Source organism: Paenibacillus sp. ov031, assembly GCF_900143165.1.
GTDB classification, from domain to species: domain Bacteria; phylum Bacillota; class Bacilli; order Paenibacillales; family Paenibacillaceae; genus Paenibacillus; species Paenibacillus marchantiae.
This window is the reverse complement of the sequence record NZ_FRDO01000001.1, coordinates 1,092,998-1,111,362: the sequence shown is the minus strand read 5'-3', so window position 1 is coordinate 1,111,362 and position 18,365 is coordinate 1,092,998. Positions and strand designations below refer to the sequence as shown.

Annotated in this window: 17 protein-coding genes; 2 read left to right on the top strand and 15 right to left on the bottom strand. The window is 44.9% G+C overall.

Annotated elements, in window-relative coordinates; all coding sequences use genetic code 11:
- Positions 1-5: 5 nt before the first annotated feature.
- The 12 genes from BUA17_RS04835 to BUA17_RS04780 form a co-directional block, all read right to left on the bottom strand.
- Positions 6-1,790: a glycoside hydrolase family 2 protein gene (locus BUA17_RS04835; protein ID WP_063565117.1), complete on the bottom strand. Its 1,785-nt coding sequence runs from the start codon at positions 1,788-1,790 to the stop codon at positions 6-8.
- 17 nt (positions 1,791-1,807) lie between these two features.
- Positions 1,808-3,574 (bottom strand): glycoside hydrolase family 2 protein, encoded by a 1,767-nt coding sequence (locus tag BUA17_RS04830; protein ID WP_072732776.1) that lies wholly within the window; start codon positions 3,572-3,574, stop codon positions 1,808-1,810.
- 50 nt (positions 3,575-3,624) lie between these two features.
- Positions 3,625-4,431: a carbohydrate ABC transporter permease gene (locus BUA17_RS04825; protein WP_062318999.1), complete on the bottom strand. Its 807-nt coding sequence runs from the start codon at positions 4,429-4,431 to the stop codon at positions 3,625-3,627.
- Positions 4,431-5,321, bottom strand: a complete 891-nt coding sequence (locus BUA17_RS04820; RefSeq protein WP_072732775.1) for a carbohydrate ABC transporter permease — start codon at positions 5,319-5,321, stop codon at positions 4,431-4,433. Before BUA17_RS04820 ends, BUA17_RS04825 begins: the two co-directional genes overlap by 1 nt.
- Before the next feature lie 87 nt (positions 5,322-5,408).
- Positions 5,409-6,701, bottom strand: a complete 1,293-nt coding sequence (locus BUA17_RS04815) for an ABC transporter substrate-binding protein (protein WP_063565120.1) — start codon at positions 6,699-6,701, stop codon at positions 5,409-5,411.
- A gap of 198 nt (positions 6,702-6,899) precedes the next feature.
- Positions 6,900-7,829: an ArsR/SmtB family transcription factor gene (locus BUA17_RS04810; RefSeq protein WP_063565121.1), complete on the bottom strand. Its 930-nt coding sequence runs from the start codon at positions 7,827-7,829 to the stop codon at positions 6,900-6,902.
- A 277-nt stretch (positions 7,830-8,106) separates the two neighbouring features.
- Positions 8,107-9,003 (bottom strand): alpha/beta hydrolase, encoded by an 897-nt coding sequence (locus BUA17_RS04805; protein WP_072732774.1) that lies wholly within the window; start codon positions 9,001-9,003, stop codon positions 8,107-8,109.
- 52 nt (positions 9,004-9,055) lie between these two features.
- Positions 9,056-10,516 (bottom strand): methyl-accepting chemotaxis protein, encoded by a 1,461-nt coding sequence (locus BUA17_RS04800; RefSeq protein WP_244552069.1) that lies wholly within the window; start codon positions 10,514-10,516, stop codon positions 9,056-9,058.
- 96 nt (positions 10,517-10,612) lie between these two features.
- Positions 10,613-11,212 carry a hypothetical protein gene (locus BUA17_RS04795; RefSeq protein WP_244552068.1) on the bottom strand — a complete coding sequence of 200 codons (600 nt, stop codon included), beginning with the start codon at positions 11,210-11,212 and terminating at the stop codon, positions 10,613-10,615.
- Positions 11,213-11,292: 80 nt separating this feature from the next.
- Positions 11,293-11,826 (bottom strand): hypothetical protein, encoded by a 534-nt coding sequence (locus tag BUA17_RS04790; protein WP_072732772.1) that lies wholly within the window; start codon positions 11,824-11,826, stop codon positions 11,293-11,295.
- A 164-nt stretch (positions 11,827-11,990) separates the two neighbouring features.
- Complete coding sequence (locus BUA17_RS04785) at positions 11,991-13,058, bottom strand: HAMP domain-containing sensor histidine kinase (protein ID WP_072732771.1); 1,068 nt, start codon at positions 13,056-13,058, stop codon at positions 11,991-11,993.
- Positions 13,055-13,726 (bottom strand): response regulator transcription factor, encoded by a 672-nt coding sequence (locus tag BUA17_RS04780; protein ID WP_072732770.1) that lies wholly within the window; start codon positions 13,724-13,726, stop codon positions 13,055-13,057. Before BUA17_RS04780 ends, BUA17_RS04785 begins: the two co-directional genes overlap by 4 nt.
- Positions 13,727-13,961: 235 nt before the next feature.
- Here BUA17_RS04780 and BUA17_RS04775 point away from each other — a divergent pair, with 235 nt between their 5' ends.
- Positions 13,962-14,981 (top strand): zinc-dependent alcohol dehydrogenase, encoded by a 1,020-nt coding sequence (locus BUA17_RS04775; RefSeq protein WP_244552067.1) that lies wholly within the window; start codon positions 13,962-13,964, stop codon positions 14,979-14,981.
- Between the two features lie 139 nt (positions 14,982-15,120).
- On the opposite strand, the gene BUA17_RS04770 is transcribed toward BUA17_RS04775, so the two are convergent.
- Positions 15,121-16,383: a cytochrome P450 family protein gene (locus BUA17_RS04770; RefSeq protein ID WP_072732769.1), complete on the bottom strand. Its 1,263-nt coding sequence runs from the start codon at positions 16,381-16,383 to the stop codon at positions 15,121-15,123.
- Between the two features lie 35 nt (positions 16,384-16,418).
- Positions 16,419-17,000 (bottom strand): cysteine hydrolase family protein, encoded by a 582-nt coding sequence (locus BUA17_RS04765; protein WP_072732768.1) that lies wholly within the window; start codon positions 16,998-17,000, stop codon positions 16,419-16,421.
- Positions 17,001-17,129: 129 nt separating this feature from the next.
- On the opposite strand from BUA17_RS04765, the gene BUA17_RS04760 reads away from it, so the two are divergent.
- Positions 17,130-17,726, top strand: a complete 597-nt coding sequence (locus tag BUA17_RS04760; RefSeq protein ID WP_072732767.1) for a TetR/AcrR family transcriptional regulator — start codon at positions 17,130-17,132, stop codon at positions 17,724-17,726.
- 91 nt (positions 17,727-17,817) lie between these two features.
- Here BUA17_RS04760 and BUA17_RS04755 read toward each other — a convergent pair whose 3' ends face one another.
- Positions 17,818-18,288 carry a GNAT family N-acetyltransferase gene (locus tag BUA17_RS04755; protein ID WP_072732766.1) on the bottom strand — a complete coding sequence of 157 codons (471 nt, stop codon included), beginning with the start codon at positions 18,286-18,288 and terminating at the stop codon, positions 17,818-17,820.
- Between the last annotated feature and the right edge of the window lie 77 nt (positions 18,289-18,365).

The window sequence follows — 18,365 nt, the reverse complement described above, 5'->3', positions numbered from 1 at the left end:
CCTCCTTATTCGCCGGCCGACGATGGATAATGTCCTTCAATAATCGCCCGAATCTGTTCCATCGGCATCTTGGGCTGTCGGTCATACGTCAGCAGACCGTTAATTTCCTGTTCCACGTCCGTCAGCTGGGTGTAACAAAATCCTTCTACTACTGGAGAATCCAATAGTGGCTGTACTACGGCATGCAATCGCTGTGCAAAATCCTCGTCATTTTCCGCTCCGGAGTAACCCCAGCCTTCCCAGTCACTTTTCTTATACCCGATTCCACCGAATTCGGTAATTAAAACGGGCTGTCCTTCATAACGATAGTTACCCACGCTAAGCTTTCGACTGCCCGGAAGGGCTTTTACCGCATTTTCACGAGTGCGGTAGCGTTCCTCCAGAACCTCTCTTCTCCATTCATAATCATGGATGTTATACAAGTCGGTCTGAACCATCTCCCAGCCATCATTGGAAATGACCGGACGGGTAGAATCCAGTGACTTGGTCAAATAATACATCGACAAGGCATGATACTGCTGCTCCTTGCTGGTCAGGATGTTCGGAACACCCCAGCTTTCATTAAGAGGTACCCAGACCACAACACATGGATGGTTGTAGTCCCTTTCCAGCGCCTCCTGCCATTCCCTTGTTATCTGGGCGACGTATTGATCCGAGAAATCGTACGCATTCGCCATCTCTCCCCACACCAGCAGTCCCAGTTGATCACACCAGTACAGATATCTCGGATCTTCAATCTTCTGGTGTTTTCTGGCGCCGTTAAACCCCAGTTCCTTCGTTAATTCCACATCACGCCGGATGGCCTCGTCACTCGGTGGAGTCAGATTTCCATCCGGGAAATACCCTTGATCCAGAACAAGCTTCATATAATAAGGACGGTTATTCAGAAACAGCTTACCTTGTTCAATAGAGATTTTGCGCATGCCGAAATAGCTATCGACCTCATCGACAGGCACACCATCCACCAATACAGTGAAATGAATGTCATACAGATTGGGCTGCTCTGGTGACCACAGCCTGCCAAGGCCATGCTCGTTAAAGGTGTGAAGTCCGATGGTACGGGTCTCTGTCCTGCCGCTAATCCGATATTCATCCTCAGACAGCTGCTCTCCTTGATAGGCAATTTGTACACGGAGCCTGACATCCTGTGCGTGCCAATCCCTTGGTTCTGTTTGCTCCCTTTGAAGATGAGCCGTAACTTCGATCTCGTTGCGATCGACATCGGGAGTGAGACGCACCTTCTGTAGATGAACGGGTGCGACAGCTTCAAGCCACACCGATTGCCATATTCCAGTAGTTCGGGTATAGAAAATTTGGGCAGATTGCTCCTGCCAGAACTGCTTCCCGCGTGGTAATGTTACATCCCTGCTATAATCTATCGCTTGTACGGTCAGCGTATTGTTTCCTTCCAGCAGAGCATCCGTAATGTCGGCATGAAAAGGGGTGTGTCCCCCTTCATGCCGAACCACAAGCTGTCCATTGACCCAAACAGAGGCTTCATAGTCCACGGCTCCGAAGTGCAGCAGCAGCCGTTTGCCAGTGAAGTTCTTCGGAATGTCAAAGGTTCGTTTGTACCATACATTATCGTGGAATTCCGGATCTGCAATGCCACTAAGTTGACTTTGAAAAGCAAATGGCACTTGGATTCGCCGGCTGAATGCTCGCTTGCCCTCACTCCATTTTTCCGAACGTCCCTTGTTATCATCATCGAATTCAAATTCCCATTCCCCATTCAAACTCAGCCAATCTTTACGTACAAATTGAGGCCTTGGATAATCCTGTCGCAGCATGATGTTCAGCTCTCCTGTCACCCCAGATTGATTTTACGGATCACTTCCAGTGGCACTTTCGGTTTACGGTCTTCCGTCAACAGACCATTAATCTCCTGCTGCACATCGGTGACCTGTGTATAACAATAGCCCGAGATATAGGGAATGGCTTTGATCGCTTCGGTGATGGAACGGAAACGTTCAATAAAGGCTTCAACTGAGTCCACCTGATTGCCATAACCCCAGCCTTTATCCGATTGGAAAGCAATACCGCCGAATTCACTGATGATAATGGGTTGTCCTTTATAGTGATAACCTTCAGCAAAAGCAAACTTCCATCGATTGGAAGCAATCTTGTTATTTACGATCAAGTCCTTATCCTGATACCGTTCCAGAAAAGCTTCTCCCGTCTCCACATAATCATGGATTGTCAAAATATCCGATACCGTATGCTCCCATCCGTCGTTGGTAATGACCGGACGATACGGATCAATGGCTTTGGTTAGATGGTAAATGGATTGCGTGAATTGCTGCTGCCTTACCTCGTGACCAATCGTCGGTATTCCCCACGATTCATTAAATGGCACCCAGGTAATGATGCTGGGATGATTGTATTGCTGGGGAACAATTTCAAGCCATTCTTTGGTGAATCGGCTCACTGCCTCATCATTAAACTCGAAAGTTGCTGCCATCTCTGACCAGACCAACATGCCTTTTACATCACACCAATACAAAAAGCGTGGATCTTCCAGTTTCATATGTTTACGGATTCCGTTATATCCCATCTCGGCAATTTTATCGATATCCTCAATCAGCGCTTCCACTGAAGGTGGGGTCAAATGGCTCTCTGTCCAATAGCCCTGATCCAGAATCATTCTTTGGTACAACGGAGCATTGTTCAGCAGAATCTGCCCATTTTCAATCGATATTTTTCGCATACCAAAATAGGAATGAACCCGATCGATTTCTTTCTCATCTTCGTACATCACAAACTCGATATCGTAAAGGTTCGGTGAGCCCGGTGACCATAACGACTGTTTCCACGGCCCGCCTGCTTCATGTTTAACACTGGCTTCCACGGTCATCCAGGGTCTGTCTGGAGATAGGCTGATGGTTTGTACGTGCTGACCCTTTAACTCAATCCGTGTCTCCAAACGCAAGTTGTTCTTGCCTTCAATCCCATTCAATTGAAAGTCCAAACGAATCATATGACGATCGATATCCGGTGTCATCTTAACTGCTTCAACCCTCGCTTCACTCACATGCTCCAGCCAGACACTTTTCCATATCCCGGTACTTTGCACATAAAAACATTCAAAATTGTCTTCCACCCAGCGTTGTTTCCCCCGAGGCTGCATCGCGCTCTGACTGTCTTCTACTTCAAGCACAATGTTATTCTCCGATCCGTAAGTGATATAAGGGGTAATGTCGAATGAAAACGCTGCGTACCCACCTTCATGTTCACCAACAACCGTTCCGTTCACCCAACATTTTGCGCGATAATCCACTCCCTGAAAATGCAGAATGCTCCGTTTTCCTTTTGCTTCCTGGGGAATCTGAACACTTCTGCGGTACCAGACCAGAGGATGAAATGTCTCGATTCCGATACCGCTCGCTTGGGTCTCATAGGTAAAGGGAACCTTAATTTTCGTCCCTTCCGGAAACTGATTCTGGTCGTACCACTGCTCGCTTTCACCCGCCTGATTATCATCAAAACTAAAATCCCATTCTCCATTCAAATCCAACCACTCATTGCGTACAAATTGCGGTCTTGGATAATCCTTGTTATAAAATTTAGTTGTCATCTTGTTCTCTCCGATCTCCTCTGTATTTGGCTCATAGGCCTGAAAAAATATTAACCCTTAATACCAGACATGCTGATGCCTTTAACAATCTGTTTCTCAAAAATGATAAACAATATAATGATGGGAACAGAGGCCACTGCATTGATAACCATCGGTTTGACGTAATCTTCTGAATACTGACCCATTAGCGTTGGGATACCCATTGGTAGCGTAAACAGATTATCATCGGTTATGGAAAGGAATGGCCATAAGAAATTGTTCCACGAACCGATAAATGTCAGAATCGCCATCGATGCCATGGCCGGACGTGTCAAAGGCAGCATGATGCTGGTAAAGATTCGCCAAAAGCCTCCCCCGTCAATTTGCACACTCTCCAGCAGATCATTGGGAACCCCATCGAAGAAGCTTTTGAGCACGATGACAGCTACTGGTGAAGCCAAAGCAGGAATAATCAATCCACTGTATGAGTTCAGCAAATGCAAATCCTTGGCTACCTGATAGAGCGGAATAATGGTTGCTTCACCCGGAATCAGCAGTCCGCCAAGAATGAAGAAAAAAACAAATGTACGGAAACGAAACGGTACTTTGGACAGAGCGAATCCAGCCATGGCAGCGAAAATCACAGTCAGTACTGTTACAACTACAGCGACGAACAGACTGTTAACCACCCACTGTGACAGCTTTGTCGTTGTCAGAATTTCGTTATAGACAGCAAGTGAATATGGCGGTTTAAACCAGTCCAGGACCGTAATAATCTTCATGCCTTCTTCTTTGATGGAGACCATCAGCATCCACACAAGTGGGGCCGCAAACATAACCGCCATCAACGCAGAACCTGTGCGATATAACCATTTCATCAGTATTCCGCCCCTTTCCGGTTAGTCATCCAGTATTGCAGCGCCGACAGCACCAGCAGGATCACGAATAAAATATAGGACATCGTTGCGGCATAGCCCAGATTATTGTTCTTGAATCCGGTCTGATAGATTAACTGAATAATCGGACGTGTCTGATCCAGCGGTCCCCCGCCTGTAATGACATAAATCTGCATAAAGACCTTGTAGGAAGCGATAATCTGCAACATGGTAATGGTTTTGGTCAGTGGCTTCAGATAAGGAAGAGTAATCCTCCAAAATATTTGTGTATCACTCGCACCATCGAGCCTTGCTGCTTCATAAATTTCATCCGGTATTTCCTGCATGGCGGAAAGATACAAAATAAAGTTAAATCCGACTGTCCACCACAAGGTAATTACGGTAATAACGACCCAGGCGAGCCCCGTTTCCGTCAGCCAGAATATTTCGGAATTTTGAGGCAATAACCTGACAAGATGCAGGACGGAATTGACGAATCCCGTATAAGGCTGAAATACGAATAAACCCAGATAAGCTGCGACGGCAACGGAGAGTACGCTTGGTATAAAGAAGATGATGCGGTAGAACTTTTGTAAAGACGATTTTCGGTTGGCAATCAAAGCCAGCAGAATCGCGAGTATAATCATGGTCGGTGTACTCAAGAAAACAAAGAAGGTTGAATGCCAGATCGCTTCCCAAACCTCTCTGTCCTGAAAAACTTTTCGGAAGTTATCCAGGCCAACAAAATCCATTTTCTTGATCAACGTCCATTTGTAGAAGGTCATCTCCACACCTTTAATCATGGGCCAGATCGTAAATAAACAATAAATAATTAAGAATGGAAGCAGAAATACCAGCGCTTGCATATCCGCTCTCATTTTTTTGATCTTCATATGCGTCTCCCCTTTGATTGGCACGCAAGCCGGCGATTTCTTGTCTAGAGATGGTGATTACGCAGGCTTGCGTGACCCGTCTTCCTTCTATTCGCTCAGTATTTTCTGAATGGCTGTCTCCATGTTGTTCATGGCATCCGCAGGAGTCATTTTGTTCATCCATACTTCATTCAAAAATTTAAAGGCAGCTTCATCGCGGATTTGTGCATTTTTGGTGGAATGTTTGCTGAATTTAACTACACTCGCAACTTCGGAATAATCACTGCGGTATGGCAGATCCTTGAATTCCTGTTTTTCCAGCACGGATGGCTTGGATGGAATATGTCCGGCTTTCGCCCACACCTGACCATTGTCAGCAACCCAGTCGGCGAAAGTCATCGCTGCTTTGCGTTTAGCCGGGTCCTCATCCTTAGTCAGTGGCAAAACAATGGTATGAGAATCTCCCCATGTTGCTTCCTGGTCGTAGAATTTCGGAATTGGCATAGCACCAAACTCAAGTCCTTTGGTGGATTCCCACGTTCCTGTCGTCCAGACCCCTGTCATGATAATTGCGGCTGTTCCACTTTGAAAATTTTTATAGAAATCCGGATCATTCTTCTTGATATAGCCTTCGGTATAAAGCTTCTGGATATAGTCAGCGGCTTTGATGCCTTTCTCTTTATCAATGGCTGCGGACTTCAGATCATCCGACACCACGTCGTTACCACCCAACTGGGAGTACAGCGACCACCATAAGCGGTAAGGGTCATCATTATTATTGGACAATGCAAACGGGGTCGTTTTGGCAGGCAACTTCTCTTTTAAAGTTTGAAGGAAACTCAAAAATCCGTCAGCCGATTGCTCCAGAATCGGTTTTCCGTCTTCACCAAGCAAGCCTGCATCTTTTAGCAGTTTTTTGTTGTAGAACATGATAAAGGGATGTGTGTCAATGGGGACTGCATAATGTTGACCTTCTACAGTAACCGCATCCAAGAGATTCTGGTTATAGGTGCTCCAATCTACACCTGCATCCGTAGCCGGAGTATCAAGCTCTGTGACAACCCCCTGATTGATCAGATCGGGCAGTCTGGAGGAATGGGAAATCCCAATGTCTGGTCCATTACCGTTACCAACAGCAGTAACGAGCTTCGTATAATACTCGCCCCAGGCCAATTTGGTATTCTTCACTTCAATGTCCGGATGGGTTTTGTTGAATTCATCGACTAATGTCTGCATGTTTGCGCCATCACCACCATCGAACAATGTCCAGAATGACAATGTCACTTTTCCATCACCAGTGCCACTCTCACCCGCCTCATTACTGCCTCCGCTACATGCACTTAACACGGTTGAGAATGAGAGCAATAATGTCAGTGCTAACCTGCCGATCTTTTTTTTCATGCGAGTATCCCCTTTACTCTAATTTGTAGATACAAACGATATAATTGTTTTATTACATTATTACTGTATCTATAGGGGATTATATAAGGGTAATTATTACTTGTCAACGCTTTCAAACATATTTAGTGTAATTATAAAATAAAAAAAGACCTTAGTTACATAATATCTGCAACCAAGGCCTTTCTTCCTCATCTCATTCTAATGAACAGCATAATGTACAGTCATCTTGATATTTTGGTCATAATCTCCAAATTGTCTCCCAAAGAGATTTACGCCTCCTTGATGAACCGCATCCGGCTTCATACCGATCCGCACCCTTAACTTATGGCTGTTTTGAAGGTTAAGCTGAGCCAGATCCACTGCTGAAATTTTCTCCATATCCAGCGTCGTCTTATTTTTGTCCACCCGCCATGTCTTTAATAAACCATACTGTGTTGACCATTCAAACCACCACGCCGGGTTGAGCTTGCCGCGCCGATCTCCAAAGTCACCAGGACATGTCCACATACCAATTTCCACACCGTTAATCCATACGGAAATATCGGAAGGCCAATTATGATCATAGTTTGGCGCTTCAGAACATATTTCCATGGACAGTTCCAGCGATTCGATTACCGCTTCTGCCGGAATCTCCAGTGGCATCAAATATTCGACATATCCCTTACGAAACCACATAATCTGCGCTCCGACATGCTTCGGATGATAAAAGCTGGCGGGTTCATCCTCACGAATAATCATGCCCTCGCCATTCGCCATGCCGCAAGTGGGTGACACTTCACAATCACTATAATGACCGATAGGCATATCCACTTCGTATACCTGAATGTCGCCTTTGGGAATTGCTTTCTCCAGATTAAGAGCAATATGAATATCATCGTAATTGCGGCTGCATACCTTCATCGCCCCGCGAGAGGCAGGCAGCAGTTCGGTATTAATCAGCCTCGCTGCTTCCAAAACCTTGATGTTGCTGGCTACTGTGGATACGGGAAGTTTGAGAGCTTCCGCGATTTCAACGATATTCAGGTTTTGGGAGATCAATAGTCGGAGAATATCCACTCTGGATCGAGTCGATAACGCATGCGTGACCGTGACCAGTTCATCCGGATTATCAAAACTCAGCTCAAGCATTCGTTCACCACCTCTTATGTATTTAAGAAACAGGAAATTTAAACGTAAAGTTTAATTCAGTCGATAATATTGTAACAAATCATTTATTTTGTATCAAATTGCTTTTTACTTCATCATTCTTCTTCGTTTTTCATACAATTTCCGGGTAATGTGCGCAAACCAATATGAAAATCCCTTATATCAGCAAGATAAAGAACATCGTATCCGATGCCTCTTTTCGCTTGTCTGCGATAAGGGAATGATAGTAATCCATTATATTTTAAACTTAACGTTATATTTAACCTTTTTTCGCAGTTGAAAATGCCTCTTTCAATTTATCACTCATCAGGTGCCAGGCTTCTTCTGCAACAGCCAGATCACCAAAATGTGTGAACCCATGAGGTGCACCCTCGTATTCCTTATGAAAAACCTTCACACCGGCTTGTTTTAACCGTTCTGCATAGCTTCTTCCTTCTGCTGCAAGTGAATCTTTTTCTGCTGTAATGATCAACGCTTCTGGAAGACCCTCAAGAGATTCTGCCATTACAGGCGAAGCGAGCGGATTGTGAGCGTCTTTTGCCGTTTCAACATACATGGCGTTAAAGGTTTTGGCTATTTCCGCCGGAATCGCTTCTTCGAAACTTGGCTTCTCCGCTGGATCAGTAACTAAATCCAGCGGTGCATAATCAAGAATTTGCAGTACAATCGGAATTCCCGCCCCGTGCTGTTGATTGAGTAAACATACTGCTGCCGCCAAGTTTCCACCCGCACTATGCCCTCCGATGGCAATAAGGTCGGCATGGGTGGAGAACTGCGCCGGATGTTCATGAACCCATGTTAATACATCGTAACACTCATACACAGCAGATGGAAACTTATGCTCAGGAGCAAGACGGTAATCCACATTTATGACCACACAGCCCGCTTGATCGGCAATCAGGCGGCACCAGGGATCATCCATCTCTGCTTTTCCGAAGATAAAACCTCCACCATGCATATTGATATATACAGGTAGTGGAGTAGACAGATCAGAGTCAGGTCTGTACACCAGTACCCGAGTACCCCCTGTCCTAGTTGGAATGATCACTTCTTCCGTTCCTACAGAAAAACTCGAGCTTGGCTGAAGTGCCGAGCCTGTACCTACGACATTTTCACGTAATTGTTGTACCATTTTGAGTTGTTGATGATGATTCATCATATAACCTCCATTGTTTTTAACTATTCATACGTCGATATCTTGTGAGGGATTATTTCGTGTTTTTCGCAATCAGATCCTGCAAACGGATACTGGAATGGTTGATTTTGCCCATGAATTCGTAGATGACGTCCATATTGCTTTTCTGCTCCTGAGCTGTTACCAGGACGTCTTCAGTCGCTGCAGCATGCTTCTGCGAGATATTAGAAATATGATCCACTTGTTGACGAACTCGATTAAAGATTAGGCTCATCTGATCCGTCATATCCAATTCCTTCGCTATGTATTGATCAATATGCTCAAATGTAGACTTGATATTGTCAAAGCTTTCAAGTACCTGAATAGAGATGGCTTTACCTTCTTGCACTGCTTCACTTCCGTTCGTCGCTTTTTCAACCACAAGCTGTGTCTTCCGCTTGATATTATGAATGATTTCGTCGATTTGTTTAACCGTGTTGGAACATTCCTGCGCGAGCTTTTTGACCTCGTTGGCTACGACGGCAAACCCCGCTCCTGCTTCCCCTGCTCTGGAGGCTTCAATATTTGCGTTTAAGGCCAGCAGGTTGGTCTGATCAGAGATTTGGTTGATGGCTGTTAGGAAGGTATTCACTTCATCCATGCTTTTGTTCAATTCCTCAACGGTCGTCATTGACTCTGTAACTGTGGCATTAATAATAGCCATCTGATTGCCCATTTGAACAATTCGATCCGAGCTTTGGCGAACAACCAGACCATTTTGTTCTGAGATGTCGGCGAGCCGATGTGACATTTGATAGATTTCGGACATTTTCCCATCAGCCTTGTTTACCTCTTCACTAATATGTCTAATGCTCCCGGATTGATCGCGTATGCCTTCCGTCACTCCCTGAATATTCGTGGTTATCGTATTGCTCATATTTTTCAACATACGAATATCATTATTGCAGCTCGCAATATCCGTGTTCAGCATGGATGTGTTCTCACGAATGACCCCTACCATAGTATCCAGTGCCGTCACAAGCTCTCTTGCTTCCGCTTCCTTGTTAAGAGCAACCTGAATCAGATCTCTGCCGCGTTTACATACAAAATATAGAGCAACGATCGTCAGTTCGATGAACCCAATCGTCATGAAAAAAGTCGAATCATATTGCTGATGGCCTGAATAATACATCACTATATAAGCAATGTTGTACATCGCCCCAAACCCGTATAGCAGAACTCTATTCAAATAAAGAGAAATCACACAGAGAACAACCATAATGAGCATGCCGGCAGCAGGTGATTCAATATATGGCGTCGTACAGGTCAGTATGGCAATCATCAGAACGACCATCGTCAAGACTGGTTTTTTGCGAATAATTAATACGGTGGCAATAGACAGCTCAATTAACAGGGAGCACACGACTTCGAGTTGAACCTCATTGCTGGCAATGAAGAAACAGAATGATAGCAGGGTTAACCATAAAATCGTGACGATAATGTTGTTTATTTTAGTTGTATTGTTTCTAAAAAAGCTGTTGTCCATGATGGTCATGGTTTGTTCCCCCTCAGCGACTTGTGAACTTCTCTTTGATGATTTTTATCAGGATTAGACAGATGTTAAGCAGGATTACATACCATAGTTCCATGTTCATCCCTCCGTTACAGGCTCTTTTTTCTTATGGAGCATCATCCGTACCCCGATAAAACAAAACATCACACTGCACCCCATGCCAAAGCAGGCACTCGTGTTTATTGCATGAGGTGAGCCTTCCATCGTCAGCAACGTGGCTTGAGTGACAACAATGGATACCATGGCATCGGTAAAGTTAATCATTTTCAATGTGGAGATCAAGGGATTTTTCAGATGCCGATTAGCGATTGTTCCGGAAATACCAAAAGCCAGTTTGGTAAAAGCAACGGCGGCTACAAGGTACACGATATAACCTTTAAATACAAAAGCTTCACCAAGCAAATACATTCTTAGACAAACCAACAGATAGGAAACGCCCAGTATACACAGCAGAATTCCTCCGCGTTTATACACTTGAATCTCCAATACAACCCTTTCCTGAGGGGATTCGATTCTTTTGGCTACGTTATATTGATGGAGCACTTGTGCTTTGGCAACACAAAGGATCAGATAATATACCGCATTCGTAATAAACCATCCGGAAAAGAGATATAAACCAAGGATTAACTTGCCTATGCCGATCAAAGCGTTGATGACAAGAGAGGCAGCGTTAGACATGGCAGCCCGATCTTGCTTGTTTCCGAGGTACTGAACAAAGATTGCCTTAATATCTATCTTCCTTTCCGAATGCATTTTTCTTACTTGGCCAGCAAACCATTGGCCTTCTCGCATACTTCATAGATTTCGTCATACTTCTTGTCAATAAAAGGGGTTACTTTATCTGTCTTTTTACGCCGAATACCACTGAAACTAAAATACGGAATGATCCAGCCCGCAAAACCGGGAATGGCAAGAATGACAGACAGTGGTAGCATATTGTCCAGATAGGCAAATACGGAGCCAGCCATACATGCCGTTCCTACGAGACCGATCCCATAGGCAACGATAGAAGCACTCGTTAACTTCGAACGTTCCAACGTTTCAATGTCGGTCACACAGGCTTCAAACTGCCGCTGAAGACGAGTCAGCTCCGCTTTATTGCGGATTTTGCGATCACGCTTGAATTTCATTGTTACGGAACCCACATTCTGAAAGGGCCTCGAGGTGCCTTCCAACGTCCAGCCAAAATGGGTATATCCATCGGCATAAACGGACTCGGAATCCTGTTTTACCGTAATGTCCTTGTATTCATAGCCTACGAAGTTATGTTCATTTTTAGTTAGTTCATTCATGGTTTTTCAACACTCCTTCAAGTTTTTTGCTTCATCCTGTATTGGATGTTCCTATCGTAGCGGTAAGTTGTTTATAAGTTGCTTATGAAATGTTAACGAAATATTAATAAGGGCAGCCTGAATTCGGATTGTATCGAATTCAGGCTGCCCTTCTGCATTGCATATCAACGTTTAACTTGTAATTGGACTGTAAATGTCGTGCCTTTGTGAGGTTCACTTTTGACGGATATAACGCCTCCTACCAGCTCAATAACGCGGAGCGAAAGAGCAAGCCCCAAGCCGTTCCCCTCCGCATGATGGGAAGCATCGCCCTGATAGAATTTATCAAAGATATGCCTCATCGTTTCCTCATCCATCCCGCAGCCTGTATCGGATACCATAACCGTGATCGTATCTTCATCCGAACTCTGCTTCAAGGTAATTGTTCCACCGGAGGGTGTGAATTTAAGCGCATTGGAAATCAGGTTATGCCATACGATTTCCAGCATACTCTCTTCAGCATGAATCATCGCACGATCCTCAATATCGACCACAAATTCAATATTTTTTTCTTCCCATGCATTTTCAAAATATATTGCGCAATCTACTAGCTGCCTACATACATCATACGGCTCGGCAGCAGGCAGAATCTCCTGGTTCTCCAGCTTGTTCAGCTTGAGGATGTTGACGACGAGCGTCGCCAGCTTATTGGTAGAGGAAATAATAGTATCCGTATATTCCTTTCGAAGATCGGGTTCCAAATCATCCTGCTGCAGGGCCGTGGCGTAGCCATGAATGACCGACAACGGTGTCTTGATTTCATGGGATACATTCGATATAAAGTCGTTTTTCAACGTCTCAATGCTGTTCAATTCCTCCACCATCTTGTTAAAGTCCTCAAACATGACATCCACATAGTTCAGCTTGTCCGCTCTATGAATCGGTTCGAGATATACTGAGAAGTCGCCTTCTGCCACCTGCTTTGCAGCCTCACTGAGTTTTCGCATAGGCTTATCAAACGTTTTGTACCTTTGTCGTGCGGTAACCAGGCAAAAAATGAGACTCACAATGCTCCAATATCCCGAGATTCCGAAAATGTATTGCCACGGCACAACTTCCACCGGTAAATACGCATCATAGATTAGCGCTTGACCCGCCGTCAGGATCGACAGCAAAAGGTAGGTAAATAGGAACTCTTTCCATGAAAAAAGATGGGACTTGATTCGTGCATCAGGTTTCTGCTTCTTGTTCATTGCAGTACGGCCTTATAACCCAGACCATGTACCGTCATGATCTTGAAATCTTCACAACTGGAGAACTTGTCGCGAAGTTTGACAATATATACGTCCACGGCACGCAGGCTCGTCTGACTTTCGATACCCCAGAACTCATCCATAAGCTGAGCTCGTGAGAAGGTATGTTTCGGATAAGATAACAATTTATATAGAATGTTGAATTCCCGGACTGTCACAGGAATTTCTTTGCCATCCACCGTGGTCGTCATATCATTAGCGTCCATCAGCAGACTGCCTACAATCAATTTCTTCTCATGTGCGATATTGGCCCGCCGCAGGAGAGCACCCACACGCAGAACCAATTCGTCCAGATCCACCGGTTTGACCATGTAATCGTCGATGCCTGCAAGGAAACCTCTTTGTTTGGAGGAAATATCATCACGGGCGGTAATAAAAAGAATGGGAATGTTCTTATTGATGCCTCTTACGGTCTCCGCAAATTCAAAGCCATCAATCTCTGGCATCATCACATCGGAAATGAGAAGATCGTACATCTGGTTATACATCAAATCATATGCCTCACGTGGATTAAAGCAGCCTTTGGCCTCGTACCCATTATTCGATAGATAGGTGCAAATAATTCGATTGAGTTTGGTATCGTCTTCCACAACAAGTATATGGATCATATAAAAAACATCCTTTCCAGCTGACTGAATGGGGTCATTATAATAAAAAGTTGTTAACAAATTGTTCATGGCGGTGCACACCGCTCTATTATTTTCAATTCATCATTTTAATTCATATCTCTCAAACATCTTGCTAACAACTTGGAAACATCCGTACTTCATGATTGTCCTATCGAATCGTTCATAGGCAGCATCAGCAGCAAATGGACGATAATCAGTCATAAGGAGTGAAGTCATGATGAAAGCAGCCATCTATTATGGTAAAAATGATATTCGTGTTGAAGAAAGATCAATCCCGGTCGTAGGTCCCCGAGATGTTCTGGTCAGAAATGTGCGGGCCGGCATCTGCGGCACTGATATTAATATTGTAAAGGCTGGAAAAGGTGACATGGGCATCAGCCTTGGTTCAGAATTTGGACATGAAATGGTTGGTGATATTGTCGAAATTGGCTCAGAAGTTTCTCCAATGATAGAAATCGGAATGCGCGTCGGGATCAATCCCATCACTGCCAAAAAAGCAGGAAGACGTAAATCCCTGGAATGCTCCGGATTTTCCCAGTATGTATTAATAGAAGACGCCGAGCTTGATTATAACCTGTACAAAATGGGTAAAACGGTACCCGCAGAAGTCGCTTCACTGATTGAACCGATGAGCGTTGGGCGACACGGCGCTTTCAGTACCAGCCCTGAGCCCGAAGACCACATTGTCGTGATGGGTGCAGGTCCGATCGGCTTGCTGGCCGCTGCCAGTTTGATTGCTGAAGGCATGAAACATGTCTGCGTGGTCGATATGGATGAATGGCGCTTGGCTAAAGCTGCCGGACTTGGGGCTCTAACCGTGAATACAGGTGAAACTGCACTTGAAGAAGGATTGATTGGACATTACGGTTCTGTGAACGTATACGGTGTTGACGTCCCGGATGTCGATGTATTTATTGATGCGGCAGGCGCTCCGGCTTTGTTTGAGAACATGATGAAGATCGTCAAACCTAAAGCCAAAATATCGATTATTGCCGTGTATAAATCCGAAGTACCGATCAGTTTACATCAGGTCATGTCCAAAGAAGTTCAGATCAAAGGCTCCAGTGGCTACACCCACGAGGATTTTAGCAAGGTGGTGGAGTATCTGACCAGCTTCCAAGAAGAACTGTCCACACTGGTCACTCATGTATATAAGCTGGATGATATTCAGGAAGCCTTTACTACGGCCATTGAAGCCAAAGAAACCGTTAAAGTGGTAATCGATCTAGCATAATATCAAACAGCTTTATTCCTGGAGTGTTGCCTATCGTCATAAAACTTATAGCCTAACACAAGAAATCCGCCAAACATGGCGGATTTTTTGGGTATATATTTTTTTCTTCCCCATAGAAGCTTAGCTCTAACTCTTGCTGCTAAAATGCGACAGGTAAGGCAGCCAAGCTCTGCGAACTTAGCGCCAAATGCCACTCAATGTTTTCCCGAGGAATATTAAGTCGCAGATTAGGCATGCGTTTTAACAATGTTGTAAAGGCGATATCTCCCTCCACACGAGCAAGTGGAGCTCCCAAGCAGGAATGAATGCCATGACCAAAAGCCAGATGACGATTAATATGACGTGTAACATCCAGATCCTCTGGCTGTTCAAATTGAAGTTCATCCCGATTGGCTGATTTCAGCACGGGGATGACCATATCTCCCTTTTTGATCTGTTGCCCTGCCAGCTCTATATCCTGAATCGCAAAACGAGGTCCAGCAATGGTTGCAGGCCCGTTAAAACGTAGCAATTCTTCAACAGCGGAAGGTGCCAGACTAAGATCAGCCTTAAGCTTCTCCAATTGTTCAGGATGATCCAATAACATCATTGCACCCGTAGCAATCAGATTAGATGTCGTCTCATGGCCTGCAAAGATCAATAACGTAATCATGGATAGCAATTCTGGTTCACTGAGTCGATCGCCCTCTTCTTCTATAGCAATCAATTGACTGATCAAATCATCCGCAGGATGTTTGCGTTTCTCAGCTACCAGTTGTGCGGTATAGTCACCGAAGGCTTTGAGGTGTTCCTCCACTCCCGGTTCACGCACTCCGAGGCCCAGACCGTGTGCAATCGCGGAGGACCAGGTCTGGATCTGCGGGCGATCTGCTTTAGGTACTCCCAGCATATCGGAAATCACATGAATCGGTAAGGGAAAGGCGTAGTCCTTGACCAAGTCCATCTCACCCTGGGATTGAACCTGATCCAGTAATTCATCAGCGATCTGCTGCACACGTGGACGAAGACTTTCCATATATTTGGGGGTAAAGGCTTTGGAGACCAGTCGACGTAATCTCCGATGATCAGGATCATCTACAGAGAGCATTGATTTTCCGGTAAAGAACGTTGGAGGAGCATCTGGATCTACGTTTTCCACATAAGCTTTCAGAATATTCTCATTGCCGTCGATGGAGAGTGGGTCTACCGTGAAGTGGGCATGATCTTTGAGTACCTGTGACGCTTCTTCCATTCGTGTGACCAACCACTGCCCGCGATCTGTACCACCCATTGGCAAGGATACTGGAATAACAGGACCTGTTTCACGCAATTGCTTGATCAGTGAAAACGGATTTTCACCACTTTCCCCACTAAACAGGCTCAGTGCTGCTTTTTGTGAAACATTAAGATCTAACTCACTCATAATTACCATCCCTTCGCTTCGACCATTTTATTGGTTTACATTAATGAATTTATCCAATCATCTACAGTCAGCACATCAGCTTGTTGGGGGAATACGCTCTCTACGAGAACTCGATGAACTTCAGGGTCCCTATCCAGACAAGCATCAGAAAGTACAGTCAGCGCGTAATCCTTATCCGCCGCCTCACACAAGGTAGACAGCACTACTCCACTTGTTGCGATACCGCTAAGAATAAGTGTATTAATGCCATGGGATTGAAGAAGGTTTTCCAGGTTGCTTCCTGAGAATCCACTGACGCGGAACTTGTCCACAATGTGCTCTCCTGGAAGCGGCTGTACCGATTCGTGAATGTCCATTGCCATTTTCATCGCCGGATTGGCTGCGTTCTCTCCACCACGGCTCGACTTTTTTCCAAACAATTTGTTACGCTCACTGATTGGAGGGGAATCCTGGCGATGACCAACCTTCACAAAAATCACAGGTACGTTATGTCTGCGAGCTGCTTCTATCGCTTTCTGAAACGGGAGCAGTGCATCCTCGTGCTTCGCATATTGCGATACAATGATGTTCTGCATATCCATGACCAGAAGTGCAGCTTGGTTATGATGACTCTCCATGGGTTGCACATCCCTCTCGTTTTGATTAAGATTAAGGGGAGAACTCTCCGCTTAACCTCTTCTTGATATTAAACGGAGGGCTCTCCCCTTGTCAAATTTTGGACGTTGAAGGATAGGAAGTGACAGACAGTGGATAAAACCAATACAACCTCTCGTTCGGAGCGACGGGATGCTGCCGAGAATCGCCAACGTATCTTGGATGTGGCTAGCACATTATTCGAGCTGCACGGCGTGGAGCGGGTCAGCATGAATCAGATCGCTTCCGAAGCGCAGATTGGAGCGGGTACCTTATACCGCCGATACCGCAATAAAAGTGAGTTATGTATGGACTTGATCAAAGATAACGCAGCGCTGTTCTTCGATGATGTGGAGATATATTTGCAGGAAAACGCACAGTTTCCACCAACTGAGCGATTGCGAGGTCTGCTGACGTTGTTTATCCAGTTTAGAGAGAAAAATGCGGAGCTGCTCTCGGGCATCGAGAATGCAGTATATCAAGGATCAGAGTCCAGAACCTCAAGTCCTCTTTATGACCAATTGCATCAACAGCTATTTGGATTATTCGAAGAGATGGCAACAGAGAGCGACGAATCGCAGGCCATCAGCTTGTTCAAAACGGACATGCTTCTGACTGCCATGAGTAATGATTCGTATCTGTTTCAAAAAAACGTACGCGGCAACTCTCCTGACCGCATTGTAGAGCAGCTCTGTTTGACGTTTCTTTAACGTAAATGGGTATATAAAATGCTCAAAAAGCCTAATTCATCGTCGGCAATCTGCCGCTTGAACTAGGCTCTTTGAGCATGAGTTGTGGAATTTATAATGTTTTGATATACCATGCATCACAAGCAAAATGCTCCGTTGCATTTAACGGTTCTTCTAAAGGAATAAAACCGTTCTTGATATAGAACTTGTTGGCCGCAACCATATTGTTAAGCGTCTCAAGATAACATTGTTCATAGTGTTCTTTGGCAAAATCAAGGGAAATCTGAAGCAATTCATATGAGATTCCGGTGCCTCGTGCTTCTTTTAAGGCATACATCTTCTGCAACTCACAAATATGTGAAAATCCCTCTACGGGTCCGATACCGCAGCCAGCTACAACGGTTGAGTTATGCTCAACCACCCAATACCTGGAGCCCTCGCGTTGATAAAGATGATAAAAATCGCCCAGATTCGGATCAGCCCACGCTGTCCCAGATTTATTGGCCCCGAATTCGATCAAACAACTTCGAATCAGAGACTCTACTTCTTGATTATCTCTTTCTTCTATCTCTCTAATGAACATGCAGTAAGCCTCCGCATCCTGAAATAATTGCTGCTCTTAACTGCACAAATTATACTACAAATTTGATTTAACACACT

Bases quoted from the DNA above. Each gene is read 5' to 3' on its own strand.
- BUA17_RS04810 (WP_063565121.1), bottom strand. From the start codon at position 7,829: ATGCTTGAGCTGAGTTTTGATAATCCGGATGAACTGGTCACGGTCACG.
- BUA17_RS04815 (WP_063565120.1), bottom strand. From the start codon at position 6,701: ATGAAAAAAAAGATCGGCAGGTTAGCACTGACATTATTGCTCTCATTC.
- BUA17_RS04800 (WP_244552069.1), bottom strand. From the start codon at position 10,516: ATGACCATCATGGACAACAGCTTTTTTAGAAACAATACAACTAAAATA.
- BUA17_RS04805 (WP_072732774.1), bottom strand. From the start codon at position 9,003: ATGAATCATCATCAACAACTCAAAATGGTACAACAATTACGTGAAAAT.
- BUA17_RS04770 (WP_072732769.1), bottom strand. From the start codon at position 16,383: ATGAGTGAGTTAGATCTTAATGTTTCACAAAAAGCAGCACTGAGCCTG.
- BUA17_RS04835 (WP_063565117.1), bottom strand. From the start codon at position 1,790: ATGCTGCGACAGGATTATCCAAGGCCTCAATTTGTACGTAAAGATTGG.
- BUA17_RS04795 (WP_244552068.1), bottom strand. From the start codon at position 11,212: ATGTCTAACGCTGCCTCTCTTGTCATCAACGCTTTGATCGGCATAGGC.
- BUA17_RS04830 (WP_072732776.1), bottom strand. From the start codon at position 3,574: ATGACAACTAAATTTTATAACAAGGATTATCCAAGACCGCAATTTGTA.
- BUA17_RS04775 (WP_244552067.1), top strand. From the start codon at position 13,962: ATGATGAAAGCAGCCATCTATTATGGTAAAAATGATATTCGTGTTGAA.
- BUA17_RS04785 (WP_072732771.1), bottom strand. From the start codon at position 13,058: ATGAACAAGAAGCAGAAACCTGATGCACGAATCAAGTCCCATCTTTTT.
- BUA17_RS04820 (WP_072732775.1), bottom strand. From the start codon at position 5,321: ATGAAGATCAAAAAAATGAGAGCGGATATGCAAGCGCTGGTATTTCTG.
- BUA17_RS04780 (WP_072732770.1), bottom strand. From the start codon at position 13,726: ATGATCCATATACTTGTTGTGGAAGACGATACCAAACTCAATCGAATT.
- BUA17_RS04765 (WP_072732768.1), bottom strand. From the start codon at position 17,000: ATGGAGAGTCATCATAACCAAGCTGCACTTCTGGTCATGGATATGCAG.
- BUA17_RS04755 (WP_072732766.1), bottom strand. From the start codon at position 18,288: ATGTTCATTAGAGAGATAGAAGAAAGAGATAATCAAGAAGTAGAGTCT.
- BUA17_RS04790 (WP_072732772.1), bottom strand. From the start codon at position 11,826: ATGAATGAACTAACTAAAAATGAACATAACTTCGTAGGCTATGAATAC.
- BUA17_RS04825 (WP_062318999.1), bottom strand. From the start codon at position 4,431: ATGAAATGGTTATATCGCACAGGTTCTGCGTTGATGGCGGTTATGTTT.